Here is a 20,623-nt window from a genome sequence, read left to right as displayed (position 1 = left end):
CCGGAGTTGCGGCAGTCTGGCCGATATGAAGAAGCTCAGTGCACTCGTGGTCCTGCTGGTCCTGGCGCTGGCCGCCTGGTGGTTTGGCGGCCCGTACATGACCGTGCATGGCCTCTCCAAGGCCATCGAACAGCGCGACACCGCCCGATTGGAGCGCTACGTCGACTTCCCGCAGGTGCGCAGCAGCGTGCGCGCCCAGCTCAACGACTACCTGGTGCGCCAGGCAGGCCCGGATGTAGCAGCCAGCCCGTTCGGTGCGCTGCTCTACGGGCTGGGTGACCAGCTGGGCGGTGCAGCGGTGGACACCATGGTGACCCCGACCGGTATCGGCGCGATGCTGCAGGGCCATGTGCTGTGGAAGCGTGGCCGCAATGAACTGCAGGGTGGCGATGCATTCGGCCCGACCGAACCGGCGCGGCCGCTGAAGCATGCCAAGCACCATTTCGAAGCATTGGACCGCTTCGTCATCGACGTCGATCGAGGCCCGGGCCAGCCGCCGTTGAAGGTGGTGCTGGAACCACAGGGCCTGCGCTGGAAGGTGGTTGACCTGCAGCTGGGGATGTCGGGCAGCCCTTGACGGGCCATGCCCCTTCGATGGCCCTGCTTTCGGTAGATGCCCACCTTGGTGGGCATGGATCCAGGACGGCGCCAACCAAGGTTGGCAACTACCGGGAGCACGGGACTCTGGTAGATGCCCACCTTGGTGGGCGCCGATGCATGGCAGTGCCAACCAACGTTGGCACCCACCCGGGATGGTTTCACCCCTCGTTGGCAACGCCATGCGGCACATGGCCAGCGGCCACATGCTCGCGGGCACTGTCGATGTTGTGCTGCGAATCATCGAAGAAGATGTCGGCGCCGAACGCCTGCAGGAACGGGCCCTTGTGGCGGCCACCGAGGAACAGGGCCTCGTCCAGGCGCACACCCCACTCGCGCAGGGTGCGGATCACCCGCTCGTGCGCAGGCGCCGAACGCGCGGTCACCAGCGCGGTGCGGATCGGCGCACTATCCCCCGCCGGGAACACTTCCTGCAGCGTATGCAGGGCCGACAGGAAACCACGGAACGGCCCCCCGCTGAGCGGTTCGCGCGCACGTTCGCGCTCGTGCCGGCCGAATGCCTCCACGCCCTGCTCGCGCGAAATGCGCTCACTCTCGTCACCGAAGATCACCGCATCGCCATCGAAGGCGATGCGCAGCTGCCCGGCCGGGCGCGTGATATCGATCTGGTCGGCAGCCGCAGCGGCGGTCTCGCCCGGCGGCTTGGGCAGGATGGTGGCCGCCGCGATGCCATGGCGCAGCGCGCTGCGCACCGATTCCGGGTTGGCCGACAGGAACAGGTCAGTACCGAACGGTTTCACATACGGCCAGGTCGGCTCGCCGGCGGTGAACGTCGCACGGATGATGCCCAGGCCGTAGTGCTGGATCGAATTGAAGATGCGCAGGCCGGTATCGGCCGAGTTGCGCGACAGCAGGATCACCTCGACCCGCGGGTTCTCGGGGCTGGCGCCCTGGTTCAGCGCCAGCAGCTTGCGCACCACCGGGAAGGCCACGCCGGGGCCGAGGATGTCGTCCTCATGCTGGCGCTGGAATTCGGCATAGGCCGCCACGCCATCGCTCTCGAACAGCGCGTGGCTTTCCTCGAGGTCGAACAGGGCGCGCGAGGTCACCGCGACGGTCAGCAAACGGGGGGAGTTGTCGCCCATCGGTGGGGGTCCTTCAAAGCGATCGGCGGGGCCGGCGGCCTATTGTCCTCAAAAAACGAACTGTTCGCTCAGGATCCGGTCTTCCAGGTTGTGCTCCGGGTCGAACAGCAGCGTCACCCGGCGGTCCTTGGACTCGCGGATGGTGACTTCGACCACGTCGCGGGTCTCGTGCGAGTCGGCAGTGACGCTGACCGGGCGCTTGTACGGATCAAGCACGCGGAATCGCACCTCGGTGTCGGCCTTGAGGATCGCCCCGCGCCAGCGCCGCGGCCGGTACGGTGCCAAGGGCGTCAGGGCGATGGTATGTGAGCCCAGCGGCAGCACCGGACCATGCGCGGAATAGTTGTAGGCGGTGCTGCCAGCCGGGGTGGCTACCAGTACACCGTCACCGATCAGCTCAGCCACGCGCTCCTGGCCGTTGAGGTCGATGCCGATATGCGCGGCCTGCCGGGTCTGGCGCAGCAATGACACGTCGTTGTAGGCCAGCGAACCGGTGCTGGTGCCCGATTCGGTCAACGCCACCATCTCCAGCGGCCGCAGGTTGGCCGGTTCGGCACGGGCGATGCGCGCCTGCACGTCATCGTCGCCACGGTACTGGTTCATCAGGAAGCCCACGGTACCCAGTTTCATGCCGAACACCGGCTTGCCCAGGTGACCATGCCTATGCAGGGTCTGCAGCATGAAGCCATCGCCGCCCAGCGGGCACAGCACGTCGGCCTGGTCCGGGGCGTGGTCGCCATAGCGCGAGACCATCGCTGCGCGTGCCATCTGTGCAGGCTCGGTGGTACTGGCCAGGAAAGCGATGCGGGGGGTGTCGCTCATCGGTGGATCCGGGGGGAACTGGTGAAGAGCATAACCGAGCGCCGGGGGTTGGACCGCGCGGGGCGGATGACCGGCATATCCGCCGGGACACGCCGTAAACCCGTCCCTGGGGGCTCGATCGCGCCATCCATGGCGCTCACGGTCCCGGCGGATATGCCGGTCATCCACCTTGCAGGTTCACAGCCGGCGTCGGGTCAGGTGGTCGCAAAAGGCCAAAGGCAGAAACAGAACGGCCCCGCTTTCGCGGGGCCGTTCCGGTTCACGCATGCCAGGCGTGGCCTGGCACTACATCACTTACGCGCCGTGGGCAGCGAGCTGACCCAGGCGCTGCACCGCGACCGAGACGGTCGGATAGTCCAGGGTCTTCTGCTCGGCCAGTTCGGCCAGCATCGCCAGGGTGAAGCGCAGGCTGCTGTCGTCACGACCGATCCACGCGGCCACCTTGGCTTCAGCGGTGCTGCCCTTGGTGGCCAGCACCTGACCGGCCAGGCTGCGGTGGTGCGCAGCCAGTTCGTCGCGCAGCACGCCACGTGCCACCGCGTGCCAACGGCCATTGACCTCCAGCGCGTCAATCTGCTCAAACAGCCACGGCAGCTGCAGTGCGTCACCCAGACGGAAGTGGATCTTGGACACATCCACCGGCTTCAGCTTGCGGGTGCGGGCCAGTTCGATGATGTCGAACGCCGGCTCCAGGAAGTGCAGTTCGGCCAGCTGCTGCGCCAGTGCCGACGGCAGGCCCTTTTCCTTCCACTCGGCCACCAGGGCTTCGTAGGTCGGACGCTGCGAATCCGGCAGCACGCCCGAAGCAACGCGGATGTCGTTGAACGGCCCCTGGTAGCGGTTGACCGCCTCGGTGATGCCCGGCATCGGGCCCGGGCGCGACAGCAGCCAGCGCACGAACGAACGCTGCAGCTTCCAGATCACTTCCAGCGCATCGATCTGCACCGACTCCGGCAGCGTGCCGTCGAGGGCGTCGATCTGTGCCCACAGCGCGCGTGCATCCAGCGTTTCGCGGCTGATGGTGTAGGCCTTGGCGACCTCGGCGATGGAACGGCCGGTGTCTTCCTGCATGCGCATCAGGAAGGTGGCGCCCATGCGGTTGATGGTCTGGTTGGTCACGGCCGTGGCGATGATTTCGCGCTTCAGGCGGTGACGCTCCATCGCGTCGGCGTACTTCTTCTGCAGCGGGGTCGGGAAGTAGCGCTGCAGTTCCTTGGACAGGTACGGATCTTCCGGGATGTCCGAATCCAGCAGCTGGGCGAACGCCACCAGCTTGGAATAGGACAGCAGCACCGACAGTTCCGGACGGGTCAGGCCCTGGCCGCGTGCCTTGCGCTGGGACAGCTCGGCATCGGACGGCAGGAACTCGATCTGGCGATCCAGCAGGCCCTGCTGTTCCAGGGTACGGATGAAGTGCTGCTTGGAACCCAGGCGCTTGACCGCCATCCGCTCCATCAGGCTCAGGGCCTGGTTCTGGCGGTAGTTGTCGTTGAGCACCAGCGCGGCCACTTCGTCGGTCATCGACGCCAGCAGCTTGTTGCGCTGTTCAACGGTCAGCTTCTTGGCCCGCACCACATCGTTGAGCAGGATCTTGATGTTGACTTCATGGTCGGAGGTATCCACACCGGCCGAGTTGTCGATGAAGTCGGTGTTGAGCAGCACGCCGGCCTGGGCAGCTTCGATGCGGCCCAGCTGGGTCATACCCAGGTTGCCGCCCTCGCCCACCACCTTGCAGCGCAGCTCGCCACCATTCACGCGCAGCGCGTTGTTGGCGCGGTCGCCTACATCGCTGTGCTGCTCGCTGGCGGCCTTGACGTAGGTGCCGATGCCGCCGTTCCACAGCAGGTCGACCGGCGCCTTCAGGATCGCGCTCATCAGATCGTTCGGCGACAGCGCCTTGACGCTCTCGTCCAGGCCCAGCACTTCACGCACCTGCGGGGTGATCTCGATCGACTTCAGGCTGCGCGGGTACACGCCGCCGCCCTTGCTGATCAGCTTGGCATCGTAGTCCGCCCAACTCGAACGCGGCACGGTGAACAGGCGCTCACGCTCGACGAACGTGGTGGCCGCATCCGGGTTCGGGTCCAGGAAGATGTGGCGATGGTCGAACGCGGCCAGCAGGCGGATGTGGCGCGACAGCAGCATGCCGTTGCCGAACACGTCGCCGGACATGTCGCCGACGCCGACCGCAGTGAAGTCCTGGCTCTGGCTGTCACGGCCCAGCGCACGGAAGTGGCGCTTGACCGACTCCCACGCACCGCGTGCGGTGATGCCCATGCCCTTGTGGTCGTAACCGACCGAACCGCCGGAGGCGAACGCATCGCCCATCCAGAAGCCGTGCGCGATGGCCAGGCCGTTGGCGATGTCGGAGAAGGTCGCGGTGCCCTTGTCGGCGGCCACCACCAGGTACGGATCGTCCATGTCATGGCGCACGACATCCACCGGCGGCACGATCTTGTTGTTGACGATGTTGTCGGTGATGTCCAGCAGGCCCTGGATGAACAGCTTGTAGCAGGCCACGCCGTTGGCGAAGATCGCATCGCGATCGCCGTTCACCGGCGGCATCTTGGCGAAGAAGCCGCCCTTCGCGCCGACCGGCACGATGACGGTGTTCTTGACCATCTGCGCCTTGACCAGGCCCAGCACTTCGGTACGGAAGTCTTCGCGGCGATCCGACCAGCGCAGGCCACCACGAGCCACCGCACCAAAGCGCAGGTGGGTACCTTCCACGCGCGGGCCGTACACGAAGATTTCGCGGTACGGACGCGGCTTGGGCAGGTCCGGCACCAGCGCCGAATCGAACTTGAAGCTGATGACATGGCCGTGCTGGCCGTTGGCATCGGTCTGGTAGTAGCTGGTACGCAGGGTCGCGTCGATCACGCCCATGAACGAGCGCAGGATGCGGTCCTCGTCCAGGCTGGACACGCGGTCCATCAGCTTCAGCAGCGCATCGCGCGCGGCCTGCATCTGCGCATCACGGTCACCCTTGCGGGCATCGACCACGGTCTTGAGCACCTTCAGCGTGGCCTCGTCACCTGCAGCCAGCACATCCAGGTGTGCCTTCAGCTGGGCCTGGCCGGCGGCGATGTCGTCCTTGCTTTCGTGGCCGGTGGCTGGATCGAAGCGGGCTTCGAACAGCTCCACCAGCAGGCGTGCCAGCAGCGGGTAACGGGTGAAGGTGCCTTCCACGTAGGCCTGCGAGAACGGCACGCCGGTCTGCAGCAGGTACTTGCAGTAGCCACGCAGCATGGCGACCTGGCGCCAGTGCAGGCCGGCAGCCAGCACCAGGCGGTTGAACGCATCGTTCTCGGCATCGCCGTGCCAGACGCGGGCAAAGGTCTCGCCGAAGGCTTCATCGACGCTGGCGGCATCGATCGCACCGGCGGTCGATTCGACCTCGAAGTCCTGCACGTACACCGGCGCGTTGTCCACCGACAGACGGTACGGACGCTCGGCGATCACGCGCAGGCCCATGTTTTCCATCATCGGCAGCGCGTCCGACAGCGGGATGTCATCCAGCTGGCGATACAGCTTCAGGCGCAGGCCATCACCGGATTCACGCGGCACCGCCTGCAGGCTCAGGCGCAGGTCGTCCGGGCCGGTCAGGGCATCGAGCTGGCTGACATCATTGGCGGCAACAGCGGTGCTGTTGTCTTCGATGTAACCGGCCGGCAGCGCCTTGCCGATACGCGCAGCGATGCGCAGGCCTTCGGCTTCACCATGGCGGGTGACCAGCGCTTCGCGCAGATCGTCCTGCCAGTTGCGCAGCACCTGGGCCAGCTTCTGCTCCAGTTCGGCGGTATCGACGTCGAGCATTTCGCCCGGCTTCGGGCGCACGATCAGGTGCACCTGGGCCAGCGGCGATTCGCCCAGCACCACCGAGCTGTCCACGTACTCACCGTGCAGCGCTTCCTTGAGCATCGCTTCGATGCGCAGGCGCACGTCGGTGTTGAAACGCTCGCGCGGCAGGTAGACCAGCGCGGAAATGAAACGGCTGTACTTGTCACGGCGCAGGAACAGGCGGCTGCGCACGCGCTCCTGCAGGCCCAGCACGCCCATTGCGGTGCGGAACAGTTCGTCCTCGCTGGACTGGAACAGTTCTTCGCGCGGCAGGGTTTCCAGGATATGGCGCAGCGCCTTGCCGCTGTGGCTCGAGCCGGCCAGGCCGGACTGCGTCATCACGTGTTCGTAGCGCTGGCGCACCAGCGGAATTTCCCACGGGCGACGGTTGTAGGCGCTGGAGGTGAACAGGCCGAGGAAGCGCTGCTCGCCGATGATCTTGCCCTTGGCGTCGAATTCCAGCACGCCGATGTAGTCCATGTAACCGGCGCGGTGGACGCGCGAACGGGCATTGGTCTTGGTCAGGATCAGCGCGTCCTTCAGCCCGGACGTGGTGTTCAGGCCCTGCGCGGCCAGGGTCTTGACCGGACGCGCAGCGGACTTGTCCTTGCCGCGCATCAGGCCCAGGCCGGTGTCGTTCAGCGGTGCCAGTACTTCTTCCTTGCCCTGCTTCTCGACGCGGTACTCGCGGTAGCCGAAGAAGGTGAAGTGGTTATCGGCGGCCCAGCGCAGGAATTCCTGCGCTTCCTTGCGCGAGGCATCGTCGACCGGCAGCTGGCGGCTGCCGAGGTCGTCGGCCAGCGCCAGCGCCTTGTCCTGCATCGGCTGCCAGTCGCGTACGATCGCACGCACCTCATCCAGCGCCTTGTTGATCGCCTGCTCGATGGCGGCCATGGCTTCGGCCGGCTGGCGGTCGATCTCCAGCAGCATCACCGATTCCAGCTGGCCCTCGCCGACCTTGACCAGCTTGCCGGCCTTGTCGCGGGTGAAGCGCAGCACCGGGTGGCCCAGCACGTGGACGCCGACGCCCTGTTCGGCCAGCGACATGGTGACGGTGTCGACCAGGAACGGCATGTCGTCGTTGACGATCTGCAGCACGGTGTGCGGCGATTCCCAACCGTTGACCTTGGCAGTCGGATTGAACACGCGGACGTTGGCCTTGCCGGTCTTGCGGGCACGGGCGAACTCCAGCGTTTCAGCCGCGAGCGCGGCCCACTCTTCGGCGCTGTGGTGCGGGAACTCGTCCGCCTCCATGCGCTTGTAGAAATCAGTGGCGAAGGCCACTGCTTCGGCCTGTGCGGCCGCCGGGTAGCGCTTGCGCAAAGCCGTGTACACCGGCTCCAGGGAGAAACCAGCGGTCACTGCGACCTCCGACTCTGCTGGTTTGGTCTTGTTTTTCACGGTCTTGGCTGCGGTCTTTTGCGGTTTCATGGCAGAGCGGGGCGCTTGCTCAGTTGGGAAAATGAAATTGTAGCCCTACCGCACGAAAAGGCCTTGCTGCAGGACGGAATAAGTAGATTCGGGTTTGCTGCGGTTTAGACGCCTATTCAGTTCGCTCCGGTATGGAGTGATCAAGGCATGCAGCACTACCGACAGGATCGGCAAAGCGTGTTACGGGAAGACACACGCAGCGACGACTCCGCGATTCCACAATCCTGAACTGGACGGTATAGTCCACCGCGTGAATCCGGCCTACCTCCCCGTTGCCCTCGACGCGCGCGATGAGCGCGTGTTCGACGCCGTGCGCGAACTGCTGGCCCAACAGGGCATGCAGATGAGCATGGACGCGGTGGCCCAGCACGCCGGCTGCTCCAAGCAGACCCTGTATTCGCGCTACGGCAGCAAGCAGGAACTGCTGCGCCGGGTGATGCAGCGTCATGTCGGCCACGCCACCGGCGCCATGGTTCGTGCACTCCGCAGTGACGACCTGCGTGCCAGCCTGCTCCAGTTCGCCATCGACTTCCTGGAGCATTTCAACCAGCCGCACGTAGGACAGGCCTGTCGGCTGATCGCCGCCGACGCATCCCAGTTTCCCGAAGAGGCGCGTACGCTGTACCGGCATGGTGCCGGCGCGCTGACGCTTCATCTTGCTGAATGGATTGAAACCGTTTGCAGAAGTGGTCAGCTCCGGCATGACGACCCGCACTTCATGGCCGAACTGCTGCTGAGCATGATCGCCGGTCAGGATTTCGACAAACAGCGCTTCCATACCCCCCATCGTGATGACGCGCAGCTGCGTCGGCGCTGGGCAGAGTTCTCCGTCGACAGCTTCCTGCGCGCCTTTGCGCCACAGCCGTCGCCGGCCCCGTCTACAAACCAACCCCGGAGTTCCTCCTGATGACCGCCCCACTCCGCACCCTTGCCTTGACGTGCGCCGTTGCTGTCGCGCTGGCTGCCTGCAAGAAGCCGGAACAGCAGACGCCCCCGCCGCCGGAGGTGGGCGTGATCGACGCCAAGCCGCAGACCTTGCCGCTGCAACGTGAGCTGGTCGGCCGCCTGTCGCCGTTCCGCAGCGCCGACGTGCGTGCGCGCGTGCCGGGCGTGCTGCTCAAGCGCGTCTACCAGGAAGGCTCCCAGGTCAAGCAGGGCCAGACCCTGTTCCTGATCGACCCCGCCCCGTTGCGCGCCTCGCTCAATGCCTCCGAGGCGCAGCTGGCCTCGGCCCGCGCGACCTACGCGAACGCCAAGGTCGCCGCCGACCGCGCTCGCTCGCTGGCGCCGCAGCAGTTCGTGTCCAAGTCCGACCTGGACAACGCCGAATCGGCCGAACGCACCGCGCTTGCCGCGGTCAAGCAGGCCGAAGCCGCGGTGACCTCTTCGCGCATCAGCCTGGGCTACACCGAAGTGACCGCGCCGATCAGTGGCGTGGCCAACAAGCAGCAGGTGACCGAAGGTGCGCTGGTCGGCCAGGGCGATGTGACCCTGCTGACCACCGTCGACCAGCTCGACCCGCTGTATGTGAACTTCTCGCTGAGCGTGGATGAGCTGACCCAGCTGCGTGCGCAGCAGGCCAAGGGTGCGCTGGCGCTGTCCGGCGACGGCAAGGCCACGGTCAACGTCAAGCTGGCCGACGGCAGCACCTACAGCGAACCGGGCACCCTGGACTTCTCTTCGACCACGGTCGACCCGGCCACCGGCGCGGTGTCGCTGCGTGCGCTGCTGCCGAACCCGCAGCAGATCCTGCTGCCGGGTGCCTTCGTCAGCTTCCAGGCCAACCTGGGCGAGCGCAACAACGCCTACCTGGTGCCGCAGCAGGCCCTGCTGCGTGACACCACCGGCGGCTACGTGATGGTGGTCGGTGCCGACGGCAAGGTCGTGCGCAAGAACGTGAAGACCGATGGCGCGCAGAACGGCAACTGGCTGGTCAGCGACGGCCTGGCCGCCGGTGACAAGGTGATCGTGGCCGGCGTGCAGAAGGTCAAGGAAGGCGCACCGGCGGTGGCCAAGCCGTGGACCCCGGGGCAAGACGCCAACGGCAAGCCCGCCGCAGGCGGTGCCGCTCCGGCGGGCGCGGCGCCGGCCGCAGCCAAGGCACCGGCCGATGCGGCCAAGCCCGAGCAGGCCGATGCGGCCAAGCCGGCCGCCACCGATTCGAACAAGCAGTAACGGGAACCTTCCGTCATGCCTAAATTTTTCATCGAACATCCAGTCTTCGCCTGGGTGGTTGCGATCCTGATCTCGCTCAGCGGCGTGATCGCGATCCTCAACCTCGGCGTCGAGTCCTATCCCAACATCGCCCCGCCGCAGGTGACCGTCTCGGCCACTTACCCGGGCGCCAGCGCGGATACCACCGAAAAATCGGTCACCCAGGTGATCGAGCAGCAGCTGACCGGTATCGATCACCTGCTGTACTTCAGCTCCTCGTCCGCATCGAACGGCCGTGCCTCGATCACCCTCACCTTCGAGACCGGTACCGATCCGGACATCGCCCAGGTGCAGGTGCAGAACAAGGTGTCGCTGGCCACGCCACGCCTGCCTTCGGAAGTGACCCAGCAGGGCGTGGTGGTGGCCAAGGCCAACGCCGGCTTCCTGATGGTCATCGCACTGCAGTCCGATACGCCGACCATCAACCGTGATGCGCTGAACGACATCGTCGGTTCGCGCGTGCTCGACCAGGTCTCGCGTATTCCGGGCGTCGGCAGCACCCAGCAGTTCGGTTCCGAGTACGCCATGAACATCTGGCTCAACCCGGAAAAGATGCAGGGCTACGGCCTGTCGGCCAGCCAGGTGCTGGCTGCGGTGCGCGCGCAGAACGTGCAGTTCGCTGCCGGTGCGCTGGGTTCGGACCCGTCGCCGGAAGGCCAGCACTTCACCGCGACCGTCTCGGCCGAGGGCCGCTTCAGCTCGCCGCAGGAGTTCGAGGACATCATCCTGCGGGCCAATCCTGACGGCTCGCGCGTGCTGCTGAAGGACATCGCCCGCGTTGCCTTCGGCGCCAACAACTACGGCTTCGATACCCAGTACAACGGCAAGCCGACCGGTGCCTTCGCGATCCAGCTGCTGCCGGGCGCCAACGCCCTGAACGTGGCCGATGCGGTGCGCGCCAAGATGGACGAGCTGCAGCCCAGCTTCCCATCCGGCGTGACCTGGTTCTCGCCGTACGACAGCACCACCTTCGTCAAGATCTCGATCCAGGAAGTGGTCAAGACCCTGTTCGAAGCGGTGTTGCTGGTGTTCCTGGTGATGCTGATCTTCCTGCAGAACTTCCGCGCCACGCTGATCCCGACCCTGGTCATCCCGGTGGCCCTGCTCGGTACCTTCCTGGGCATGTGGATGATCGGTTTCACGATCAATCAGCTGACCCTGTTCGCGATGGTGCTAGCGATCGGCATCGTGGTCGATGACGCGATCGTGGTGATCGAGAACGTCGAGCGCATCATGACCGAGGAAGGCCTGGCGCCGAAGCCGGCCACGCAGAAGGCGATGACCCAGATCACCGGCGCGGTGGTGGCGATCACCGTCGTGCTGGCCGCGGTGTTCATCCCGTCTGCCCTTCAGGGCGGTGCCGCCGGTGAGATCTACAAGCAGTTCGCGCTGACCATCGCCATCTCGATGGCGTTCTCGGCGTTCCTCGCGCTGGGCTTCACCCCGGCGTTGTGCGCGACGTTCCTCAAGCCGACGCACAACGACAATCCGAACATCATCTACCGCACCTTCAACAAGTACTACGACAAGATCAGCCACACCTATGTGGGCCACATCACCTCGGCGGTGCGTCACGCGCCGCGCTGGATGATCCTGTTCGTGGTGCTGACCGCACTGTGCGGCTTCCTGTTCACCCGTATGCCGGGCAGCTTCCTGCCCGAAGAAGACCAGGGCTATGCGCTGGCGATCGTGCAGCTGCCGCCGGGTTCAACCAAGGGCCAGACCAACGAAGTGTTCGCGCAGATGCGTGGCGTGCTGGAAAAGCAGGATGGCTATGAAGGCATGCTGCAGGTGGCCGGCTTCAGCTTCGTCGGTTCCGGCGAGAACGTGGGCATGGGCTTCATCCGCCTGAAGCCGTGGGAGGAACGCAAGTTCACCGCGCCGGAGTTCATCCAGAACATGAACGGCGCGTTCTACGGCATCAAGGAAGCGCAGATCTTCGTGGTCAACCTGCCCACCGTGCAGGGTCTGGGCCAGTTCGGCGGCTTCGACATGTGGCTCCAGGACCGCAGCGGTGCCGGCTACGAGCAGCTGACCCAGGCGCGCAACATCCTGCTCGGCCAGGCCGCGCAGAAGCCGGACCATCTGGTCGGCGTGCGCCCGAACGGCCTGGAAAACGCCCCGCAGCTGCAGCTGCATGTCGACCGCGTGCAGGCGCAGTCGATGGGCATGTCGGTGTCGGACGTGTACAGCACCATCCAGCTGATGCTGGCCCCGGTGTACGTCAACGACTTCTTCTACGAAGGCCGCATCAAGCGCGTGACCATGCAGGCCGATGGCCCGTACCGCACCGGCCAGGAGTCGCTGAAGAGCTTCTACAGCCCGTCCAGCCTGGTCAAGAACGCCGATGGCACCAACTCGATGATCCCGCTCAACACGGTGGTCAAGTCCGAGTGGGTCTCGGCACCGCCGTCGCTGAGCCGCTATAACGGCTACTCGGCGATCAACATCGTCGGCTCGCAGGCCCCGGGTACCAGCTCGGGTGAGGCAATGCAGACCATGGAGGCGATCGTCGCCGACGACCTGCCGGCCGGCTTCGGCTATGACTGGTCGGGCATGTCCTACCAGGAAATCCTGGCCGGCAATGCCGCGACCCTGCTGCTGGTGCTGTCCATCGTGGTGGTGTTCCTGTGCCTGGCCGCGCTGTATGAAAGCTGGTCGATTCCGGTGGCGGTGCTGCTGGTGGTTCCGCTTGGCGTGCTGGGTGCATTGGGCCTGTCGATGCTGCGTGGCCTGCCCAACGACCTGTTCTTCAAGATCGGCCTGATCACCGTGATCGGCCTGGCCGCGAAGAATGCGATCCTGATCGTCGAGTTCGCGGTGGAGCAACGTGCCGCAGGCAAGAACCTGCGCGATGCCACCATCGAGGCCGCTCGCCTGCGCTTCCGCCCGATCCTGATGACCTCGTTCGCGTTCATCATGGGCGTGATCCCGATGGCGATCTCCAGCGGTGCCGGCGCCAACTCCCGCCACGCCATCGGCACCGGCGTGATCGGCGGCATGCTGTTCGCCACCCTGCTCGGCCTGCTGATGATCCCGGTGTTCTTCGTGGTCGTGCGCCGCATGCTGGGCGACAAGCTGGATGAACCCTCCAAGGAGTTCATGGAACGCCAGCGCGATGCGGAAACCGCCCACCGTCCGGATCGTTGATCCGATGGTGAGCTGAAATGAAAAGGCCCCGGAGCGATCCGGGGCCTTTTTCTTTGCTGCTTTTGAATCCATGCCAACCAAGGTTGGCATCTACCAAAGCTGCGGCTGACCCTGTAGTCACCAACCTTGGTTGGCGCTTTGCAGTGCCACGTGTCAGCGCAGCAGTGCAACCACGGTGCTCATGGTGGCGCCGTAGGCAGGTCGCATCCGGCCCACATTGCGAACACCGGACCGCTGCACCGTATGGGATCGCGCGCCACACTCGCGCTCAAGGCGTCTCCCGGGGTCGCAGACAACCCCAACTTTGGATTTCTGGCTACGCAGAGGTCCGGTACGTCCTGATCGTTGCTATCCAGATGTTTCTACGGCAATCGATCCGATGCCGTCCCAGGAGACCGATCATGGATGGAAAAGCTCTACGATTCTTCAGCCGCTCTGCTCTGCTGCTCAGCGCGTTGTTTGCAGCCGGCAGTATCCAGGAAGCCCGCGCCAAGGGCGTCCTCGTCTGCGACAACTGTCGTGATCCACGCGCACTGGCCATCGCCTCGGGCACGGGCCCCACCATCGTCGCAGACTTCCAGCAACGGCGGATCCATGGTTTCGACGTGGAGTACGACCGTGAGCTGCGTCGCTATCGCGCGATGAGAGCACAAATTCCCGAACCGATCAGCGCCTCCTTCAACCGGATCATGGGCATGCTCGACAACAACGTGCCGACAGCACAGTTCGCAGCGCGACAAAGAGTCGGTAGAGGCGCGCAGTTCGAAGTGCATCCAGACGATCCGCAATCCGCCAATGGCATACGATTTCCGGAAGAGCACAAAAATCTCAACGCCTACGATGTGGTGCAGATGGCCACCGAGCGATCAAGGCTGGAAGGTGACATCGGAAAGGCCTTCACAGGCGCGACAACGTCGTCGGTCGCCTGGAACAGCATGGCGACATTCCTCTCCTCGATTGGACTGAGTTTCGTCAGCAAGACCATCGGTATTGACAGCGCTGTTTACCGGATCACATGGCGCGATGGCTCGAAGACCACCCTGGTCATCACGCCCTCGTCAGTTGACAGAGCCCGCTATGTGCAAGGTGAAAGTCTTGATGCCAAGGGCAACAAGATTCCGGACGGTGCAGTCACCGATCCGGAATTGGCTCGTGGGTTCGTGGGTAGCTATCGTTTCGACGATCGAGACGAACTCGAACGATGGGTGGACTCGGCCCGCCTCTATGGGGTGACCATGTTTCCAAGCACGCCACAAGGATCACTTCAGATCGTCTGCGAATGGGATGGAAGAAACATCGTCTGCCGACTACCACGTTGACCGCGCAGAAAAATCGGGGCGGCAATCGCCGCCCCGTCGGGGGGCCATCAGCGCAGCCCGGTCTCGTTACGGGCGATCACCAGGCGCTGGATCTCCGAGGTGCCTTCGTAGATCTCGGTGATCTTGGCATCACGGAAGTAGCGCTCCAGCGGCATTTCCTTGGAGTAGCCCATGCCGCCGTGGATCTGCACGGCCTGGTGGGTGATCCACATCGCCGCTTCCGAAGCGGTCAGCTTGGCAATGGCCGCTTCATTGCTGAAGCGCTTGCCTTGCCCCTTCACCCACGCCGCGCGCAGGGTCAGCAGCAGCGCTGCGTCCAGCTTGCACTTCATGTCGGCGATCTTGGCCTGGGTCATCTGGAAGGTGCCGATTGCGGCGCCGAATGCCTTGCGCTCCTTCACATACTCGATCGTCGCTTCATAGGCGGCGCGGGCGATGCCGATGGCCTGCGAAGCAATGCCGATGCGGCCAGCATCGAGCACGCCCATGGCGATCTTGAAGCCCTCGCCTTCCTGGCCCAGCACGTCTTCGGCCTGTGCCACGTAATCGTTGAACTCGATCTCGCAGGTCGCCGATGCGCGGATGCCCAGCTTCGGCTCGGTCTTGCCGCGCCCGAAGCCCGCCTTGTCAGTATCGATCATGAACGCAGTGATGCCGCGCGCGCCCTTGTCAGGCTCGCTCATCGCAAACAACACAATGTACTTGGCTACCGGGCCGGAGGTGATCCAGCTCTTCTTGCCGTTGATGACGAAGGTTCCGTCGGCCTGCTTGACCGCGCGGCAGCGCATGGCAGTGGCGTCGGACCCGGACTGCGGCTCGGTCAGCGCGAACGCGCCAATGGCTTCACCCTCGGCGATGGCACGCACGTACTTCTGCTTCTGCGCTTCATTGCCGTGGGTGAGGATGCCGTTGCAGAACAGCGAATTGTTGACCGACATGATGGTCGAATGCGCAGCATCACCGGCGGCGACCTCCACCATCGCCAGCACGTACGCAATCGGGTCCATGCCCGCGCCGCCATACTCGGCCGGCACTTCGATACCCATCAGGCCGTTCTCGCCCAGCAGGCGGATGTTGTCCAACGGGAATTCGCCGGTGCGGTCATGGTGCTCCGCGCTGGGGGCGATCTTCTCCTGCGCGATGCGCCGCGCCACGTCCTGCAGCATCAACTGCTCTTCAGTAAAGCTGAAATCCACAACACCCTCCCGGGTACATGATGATGTGGGCCGCACACGGCGCGCCCAGGTGCCCAGATTGTAACGGGGCCGAGCGCTTCCGTACGCCAGCGACTTGACCGCGACAGGCAACCTCAGCGAATATATCTCTATATCGCGATAGGTAGATATTTATGGATCTGGAAGACTGGTCGACACGCCTGAAGGTGTTCGCCGATGCCACCCGCGTGCGCCTGCTGGCGCTGCTGGAGCAGGAGGAGCTGACCGTGGCCGAACTGTCGGCGATCACCCGGCTGGCGCAGCCGCGCGTGTCCACCCACCTGGCGCGCCTGAAGGAAGCTGGCCTGGTCCGCGACCGCCGTGCCGGCGTGTCGGCCTACTACCGCTTCGATGAGGCCCAGCTGGACCCGGCGCAGCGCGCATTGTGGCATGCCTTGAGCAACGGAAGCGACGACCCGCTGCTGCGCCAGGATGCTGAACGGGTTGCCGCCGTGCTGGCCCACCGTGCTTCCGACCAGAACTGGGCCGACAGCGTGGCCGGCGACATGGAGCGCCACTACTCCCCGGGTCGTACCTGGGAAGCGCTTGCACGCACTGCGCTGCCGCTGCTGGAAACCGGTGACGTGCTCGATATCGCCTCCGGTGACGGCGTGCTGGCCGAACTCGTGGCCCCGCATGCCAAGCGCTACATCTGCATCGACACCAGTGCGCGTGTGGTTGCCGCCGCCAGCGAGCGCCTGCGCCGCCTGCCCAACGTGGAAGTGCGCGAAGGCGACATGCACGCCCTGCCGTTCAAGGACCGCAGCTTCGACCTGGTGGTGCTGATGCACGCGCTGACCTATGCCAGCAAGCCGGCGCAGGCGGTAACCGAAGCCGCGCGCGTGCTGCGCCCCGGTGGCCGCCTGCTGCTGTGCAGCCTGGCCCGGCACGAACACAAGGCCGCGGTGGAGGCCTACGGCCACGTCAACCTCGGTTTCAGCGACAAGGAGCTGCGCAAGTTCGTCGACAAGGCCGGCCTGCAGGTGTCGAGCCTGGAGACCGTCACCCGCGAGAAGCGCCCGCCGCACTTCGAAGTGATTTCGCTGATCGCCAACAAGCCCTGAGCCCGAGACCATGCCCACCCTGCCCTGGTTGCATCCCGATCGCGCCAACGCCCTGCTCGATGCCCTGCGCGAGCGGATCCTGATCATCGACGGCGCGATGGGCACGATGATCCAGCGCCATGGGCTGCAGGAGGACGACTATCGAGGCGAGCGCTTCGCCGGTGGCTTCGACCACGCCCATGGCCCCGGCTGCGACCACGCAGTGCCGGAAGGCCACGACCTGAAGGGCAACAACGATCTGCTGCTGCTGACCCGGCCGCAGATCATCGCCGACATCCACACCGCGTACCTGGACGCTGGCGCCGACCTGGTGGAGACCAATACCTTCAATGCCACCTCGGTCAGCCAGGCCGACTACCACCTCGAACACCTCGTGTACGAATTGAACAAAGCTGGGGCGGCAGTCGCACGCGCCTGCTGCGATGCCGTGGCCGCGACCACGCCGGGCAAGCCGCGCTTTGTCATCGGCGTGCTCGGCCCGACCAGCCGCACCGCCTCGATCAGCCCCGACGTGAATGATCCCGGCTTCCGCAACACCAGCTTCGACGAGTTGCGCGGCACCTACCGCGAGGCCATCGACGGCCTGATCGACGGTGGTGCAGATACCATCATGGTCGAGACCATCTTCGACACGCTCAATGCCAAGGCCGCCCTGTATGCCGTGGAGGAAGCTTTCGATGCACGTGGTGCGCGGCTGCCGGTGATGATCTCCGGCACCATCACCGATGCATCGGGACGCACCCTGTCCGGGCAGACCGCCGAGGCCTTCCATGCCTCATTGGCGCATGCGCGGCCGCTGTCGATCGGCCTGAACTGCGCGCTGGGCGCCGATGCGATGCGCCCGCATGTGGAAACCCTGTCGCAGGTGTCGGACTGCCATGTCAGTGCGCATCCCAATGCAGGCCTGCCCAACGCGTTCGGCGAGTACGACGAAACACCTGAAGAAATGGCCACGACCCTGCGCGGCTTCGCCGAGGATGGGCTGTTGAACCTGGTCGGCGGCTGCTGCGGCTCCACGCCCGATCACATCCGCGCCATCGCGCAGGCGGTGGCCGGGCTGCCGCCGCGCGTCCTGCCCGGCGCGCAGGAACAGGCCGCATGAACGTCGCCGCCATCGTCCCGCACTTTCCGTCCTATTGCTGTTGAGCCGCCGCCAACCATGACGCCTGTCCGCCCTACACGCCTGTCCGGCCTGGAACCACTGGTCATCACCCCGGACCTGCTGTTCATCAATGTCGGTGAGCGCACCAACGTCACCGGCAGTGCGCAGTTCCGCAAGCTGATCAAGGAAGGTCGCTACGAAGAGGCGGTGGACGTGGCCCGCCAGCAGGTGGCCAGCGGCGCGCAGATTCTCGACGTCAACATGGACGAGGGCCTGATCGATTCGGAAGCGGCGATGACACGCTACCTCAACCTGATCATGTCCGAACCGGACATCGCGCGTATTCCGGTGATGGTCGACTCGTCGAAGTGGAGCGTGATCGAGGCCGGCCTGAAGTGCCTGCAGGGCAAGAGCGTGGTCAATTCGATCTCGCTGAAGGAAGGCGAAACGCTGTTCCGCGAACATGCACGCAAGGTGCTGCGCTATGGCGCGGCCGCGGTGGTGATGGCCTTCGACGAGGCCGGCCAGGCCGATACCTGCGCGCGCAAGGTCGAGATCTGCACCCGCGCCTACCGCCTGCTGGTCGACGAGATCGGTTTCCCGCCGCAGGACATCATCTTCGACCCGAACATCTTCGCTGTCGCCACCGGCATCGAAGAGCACGACAACTATGCGGTGGACTTCATCGAAGCTACCCGCATCATCAAGCAGACCCTTCCGCACTGCCATGTATCCGGCGGCGTTTCCAACGTTTCGTTCTCGTTCCGTGGCAACGAGACCGTGCGCCAGGCGATCCACTCGGTGTTCCTGTACCACGCCATCGCTGCCGGCATGGACATGGGCATCGTCAACGCCGGCGCCATGCCGATCTACGACGAGCTGGAGCCGGAACTGCGCGAACGCGTCGAGGATGTGATCCTCAATCGCCGCAGCGACGCCACCGAGCGACTGCTGGAGATTGCCGAACGCTACAAGGGCAAGAAGGGCGCGGCGAAGACCGAGGACCTGGCCTGGCGCGAGAAGCCGGTCGCGCAGCGCCTGGCACATGCACTGGTGCACGGCCTGGACGCCTGGGTCGAAGAAGACACCGAGCTGGCACGGCAGGCATCGAGCCGCCCGCTGGACGTGATCGAGGGTCCGTTGATGGATGGCATGAATGTAGTCGGCGATCTGTTCGGCGCCGGCAAGATGTTCCTGCCGCAGGTGGTCAAGTCCGCGCGGGTGATGAAGAAGGCGGTGGCCTACCTGCTGCCTTACATCGAAGCTGAAAAGGCGCGCAGCGGCGATACCGCCAAGAGCAACGGCCGCATCATCATGGCCACGGTGAAGGGCGATGTGCACGACATCGGCAAGAACATCGTGGGCGTGGTCCTGGCCTGCAACAACTTCGAGGTGGTGGATCTGGGGGTGATGGTGCCGGCGCAGAAGATCCTCGACGCCGCGCGCGAGCACAATGCCGATCTGATCGGCCTGTCCGGGCTGATCACTCCGTCGCTGGAGGAGATGAGCCACGTCGCCCGCGAGATGCAGCGCCAGGGCTTCGATCTGCCGCTGCTGATCGGCGGCGCCACCACGTCGCGCGCGCATACCGCGCTGAAGATCGACCCGCACTATCACGCGCCCACGGTATGGGTGAAGGACGCCTCACGAGCGGTTGGCGTTGCCCAGTCGTTGATCTCACGCGACCTGCGCGCGGCCTTCGTCGCGGCCAACGAAGCCGACTATGCCGAGATCCGCGCACGTCACCGCAACCGTGGTGATGCCAAGCGACTGGTTTCGCTGGAACACGCTCGTGGGCAGAAGTTCCAGGGCGGCTGGGACAGCTATGTACCGCCGGCTCCGAACCAGCCCGGCCTGCATGTGTTCGACGATTACCCGCTGGCCGAACTGGTGCCCTACATCGACTGGACACCTTTCTTCCAGGCCTGGGAACTGGCCGGCAAGTATCCCGCCATCCTCACCGACGAAATCGTCGGCGCGCAGGCCAGCGATCTGTACAAGGATGCCCGAGTGATGCTCGACCGCATCGTGGGCGAGAAGTGGCTCACCGCCAAGGCCGTGTTCGGCCTGTGGCCGGCCAACAGCGTCGGCGACGACGTGCGCGTACAACACCCGCGAGGCGAGACCACCCTGCACTTCCTGCGCCAGCAGGTGGACAAGCCCGCCGAGCGCCCGGACTTCTGCCTCGCCGATTTCATCGCACCGGCCGACAGTGGCCGCCAGGACTGGATCGGTGCATTCGCTGTCACCGCCGGCATCGGCATCGATGCGCACGTGGCCCGGTTCGAGGCCGACCACGACGACTACAACGCGATCCTGCTGAAGGCCCTCGCCGATCGCTTCGCCGAAGCGCTGGCCGAGCGCCTGCACCAGCGCGTGCGTACCGATTTCTGGGGCTACGACCATACCGAGACACTGGACAACGAGGCGCTGATCGACGAGCAGTACAGCGGCATCCGCCCGGCTCCCGGCTACCCGGCCTGCCCGGAGCACAGCGAGAAGCGCCGGCTGTTCGACCTGCTGCAGGCAGAAGCCAACGCCGGCATGGAGCTGACAGAAAGCTTCGCGATGCTGCCGACCGCGGCGGTGTCGGGCTATTACTTCAGCCATCCGCAGAGCCAGTACTTCGTGGTCGGGCGCCTCGGCCGCGAGCAGGTGGGCGATTACGCTCGGCGCAAGGGCGTGGATCGCGCCCAGGCCGAACGCTGGCTGGCCTCCAACCTCGACTACGATCCGGAATGATCCGGTAGCACCGGGCCATACC

General features: G+C 65.2%; 12 protein-coding genes. 8 read left to right on the top strand and 4 right to left on the bottom strand.

Annotated elements, in window-relative coordinates; genetic code table 11:
* Positions 1-25 precede the first annotated feature (25 nt).
* Positions 26-577 (top strand): DUF2939 domain-containing protein, encoded by a 552-nt coding sequence (locus tag V9K93_RS12905; RefSeq protein ID WP_337302659.1) that lies wholly within the window; start codon positions 26-28, stop codon positions 575-577.
* Positions 578-758: 181 nt separating this feature from the next.
* Here the strand turns inward: V9K93_RS12905 and V9K93_RS12900 are convergent, their stop codons facing one another.
* The 3 genes from V9K93_RS12900 to V9K93_RS12890 all read right to left on the bottom strand — a co-directional run bounded on the left by V9K93_RS12900 (position 759) and on the right by V9K93_RS12890 (position 7,796).
* Positions 759-1,703 carry a 5'-nucleotidase gene (locus tag V9K93_RS12900; protein WP_012511563.1) on the bottom strand — a complete coding sequence of 315 codons (945 nt, stop codon included), beginning with the start codon at positions 1,701-1,703 and terminating at the stop codon, positions 759-761.
* 48 nt (positions 1,704-1,751) lie between these two features.
* Positions 1,752-2,525: an NAD kinase gene (locus V9K93_RS12895; RefSeq protein ID WP_046982638.1), complete on the bottom strand. Its 774-nt coding sequence runs from the start codon at positions 2,523-2,525 to the stop codon at positions 1,752-1,754.
* Between the two features lie 294 nt (positions 2,526-2,819).
* Positions 2,820-7,796 (bottom strand): NAD-glutamate dehydrogenase, encoded by a 4,977-nt coding sequence (locus V9K93_RS12890; RefSeq protein WP_337302658.1) that lies wholly within the window; start codon positions 7,794-7,796, stop codon positions 2,820-2,822.
* A 250-nt stretch (positions 7,797-8,046) separates the two neighbouring features.
* Between V9K93_RS12890 and V9K93_RS12885 the strand changes: the two genes are divergently transcribed.
* The 4 genes from V9K93_RS12885 to V9K93_RS12870 all read left to right on the top strand — a co-directional run bounded on the left by V9K93_RS12885 (position 8,047) and on the right by V9K93_RS12870 (position 14,479).
* Positions 8,047-8,703: a TetR/AcrR family transcriptional regulator gene (locus V9K93_RS12885; RefSeq protein ID WP_046982640.1), complete on the top strand. Its 657-nt coding sequence runs from the start codon at positions 8,047-8,049 to the stop codon at positions 8,701-8,703.
* Positions 8,703-9,971, top strand: a complete 1,269-nt coding sequence (locus tag V9K93_RS12880) for an efflux RND transporter periplasmic adaptor subunit (protein ID WP_046982641.1) — start codon at positions 8,703-8,705, stop codon at positions 9,969-9,971. Before V9K93_RS12885 ends, V9K93_RS12880 begins: the two co-directional genes overlap by 1 nt.
* A 15-nt stretch (positions 9,972-9,986) precedes the next feature.
* Positions 9,987-13,160: a multidrug efflux RND transporter permease subunit gene (locus V9K93_RS12875; RefSeq protein WP_046982642.1), complete on the top strand. Its 3,174-nt coding sequence runs from the start codon at positions 9,987-9,989 to the stop codon at positions 13,158-13,160.
* A gap of 401 nt (positions 13,161-13,561) precedes the next feature.
* Positions 13,562-14,479: a hypothetical protein gene (locus V9K93_RS12870; protein ID WP_337302657.1), complete on the top strand. Its 918-nt coding sequence runs from the start codon at positions 13,562-13,564 to the stop codon at positions 14,477-14,479.
* 47 nt (positions 14,480-14,526) lie between these two features.
* Here the strand turns inward: V9K93_RS12870 and V9K93_RS12865 are convergent, their stop codons facing one another.
* Positions 14,527-15,675 (bottom strand): acyl-CoA dehydrogenase family protein, encoded by a 1,149-nt coding sequence (locus V9K93_RS12865; protein ID WP_046982644.1) that lies wholly within the window; start codon positions 15,673-15,675, stop codon positions 14,527-14,529.
* Positions 15,676-15,827: 152 nt separating this feature from the next.
* On the opposite strand from V9K93_RS12865, the gene V9K93_RS12860 reads away from it, so the two are divergent.
* From V9K93_RS12860 to metH, 3 genes are read left to right on the top strand one after another with little or no spacing between them, the layout of a single operon-like run.
* Positions 15,828-16,757, top strand: a complete 930-nt coding sequence (locus V9K93_RS12860) for an ArsR/SmtB family transcription factor (protein ID WP_006376775.1) — start codon at positions 15,828-15,830, stop codon at positions 16,755-16,757.
* A gap of 10 nt (positions 16,758-16,767) precedes the next feature.
* The gene (locus V9K93_RS12855) at positions 16,768-17,859 is read left to right on the top strand and encodes a homocysteine S-methyltransferase family protein (protein ID WP_136638275.1); all 1,092 of its coding nucleotides are present in this window, start codon (positions 16,768-16,770) and stop codon (positions 17,857-17,859) included.
* 57 nt (positions 17,860-17,916) lie between these two features.
* Positions 17,917-20,601: a methionine synthase gene (gene metH / locus V9K93_RS12850; RefSeq protein ID WP_046982646.1), complete on the top strand. Its 2,685-nt coding sequence runs from the start codon at positions 17,917-17,919 to the stop codon at positions 20,599-20,601.
* Positions 20,602-20,623: the final 22 nt, after the last annotated feature.

It is taken from the genome of Stenotrophomonas sp. CCNWLW162 (assembly GCF_037203745.1).
Lineage (GTDB): Bacteria > Pseudomonadota > Gammaproteobacteria > Xanthomonadales > Xanthomonadaceae > Stenotrophomonas > Stenotrophomonas maltophilia_AQ.
The sequence above is the reverse complement of the archived record's forward strand: the minus strand, read 5'-3'. Positions and strand labels throughout refer to the sequence as shown.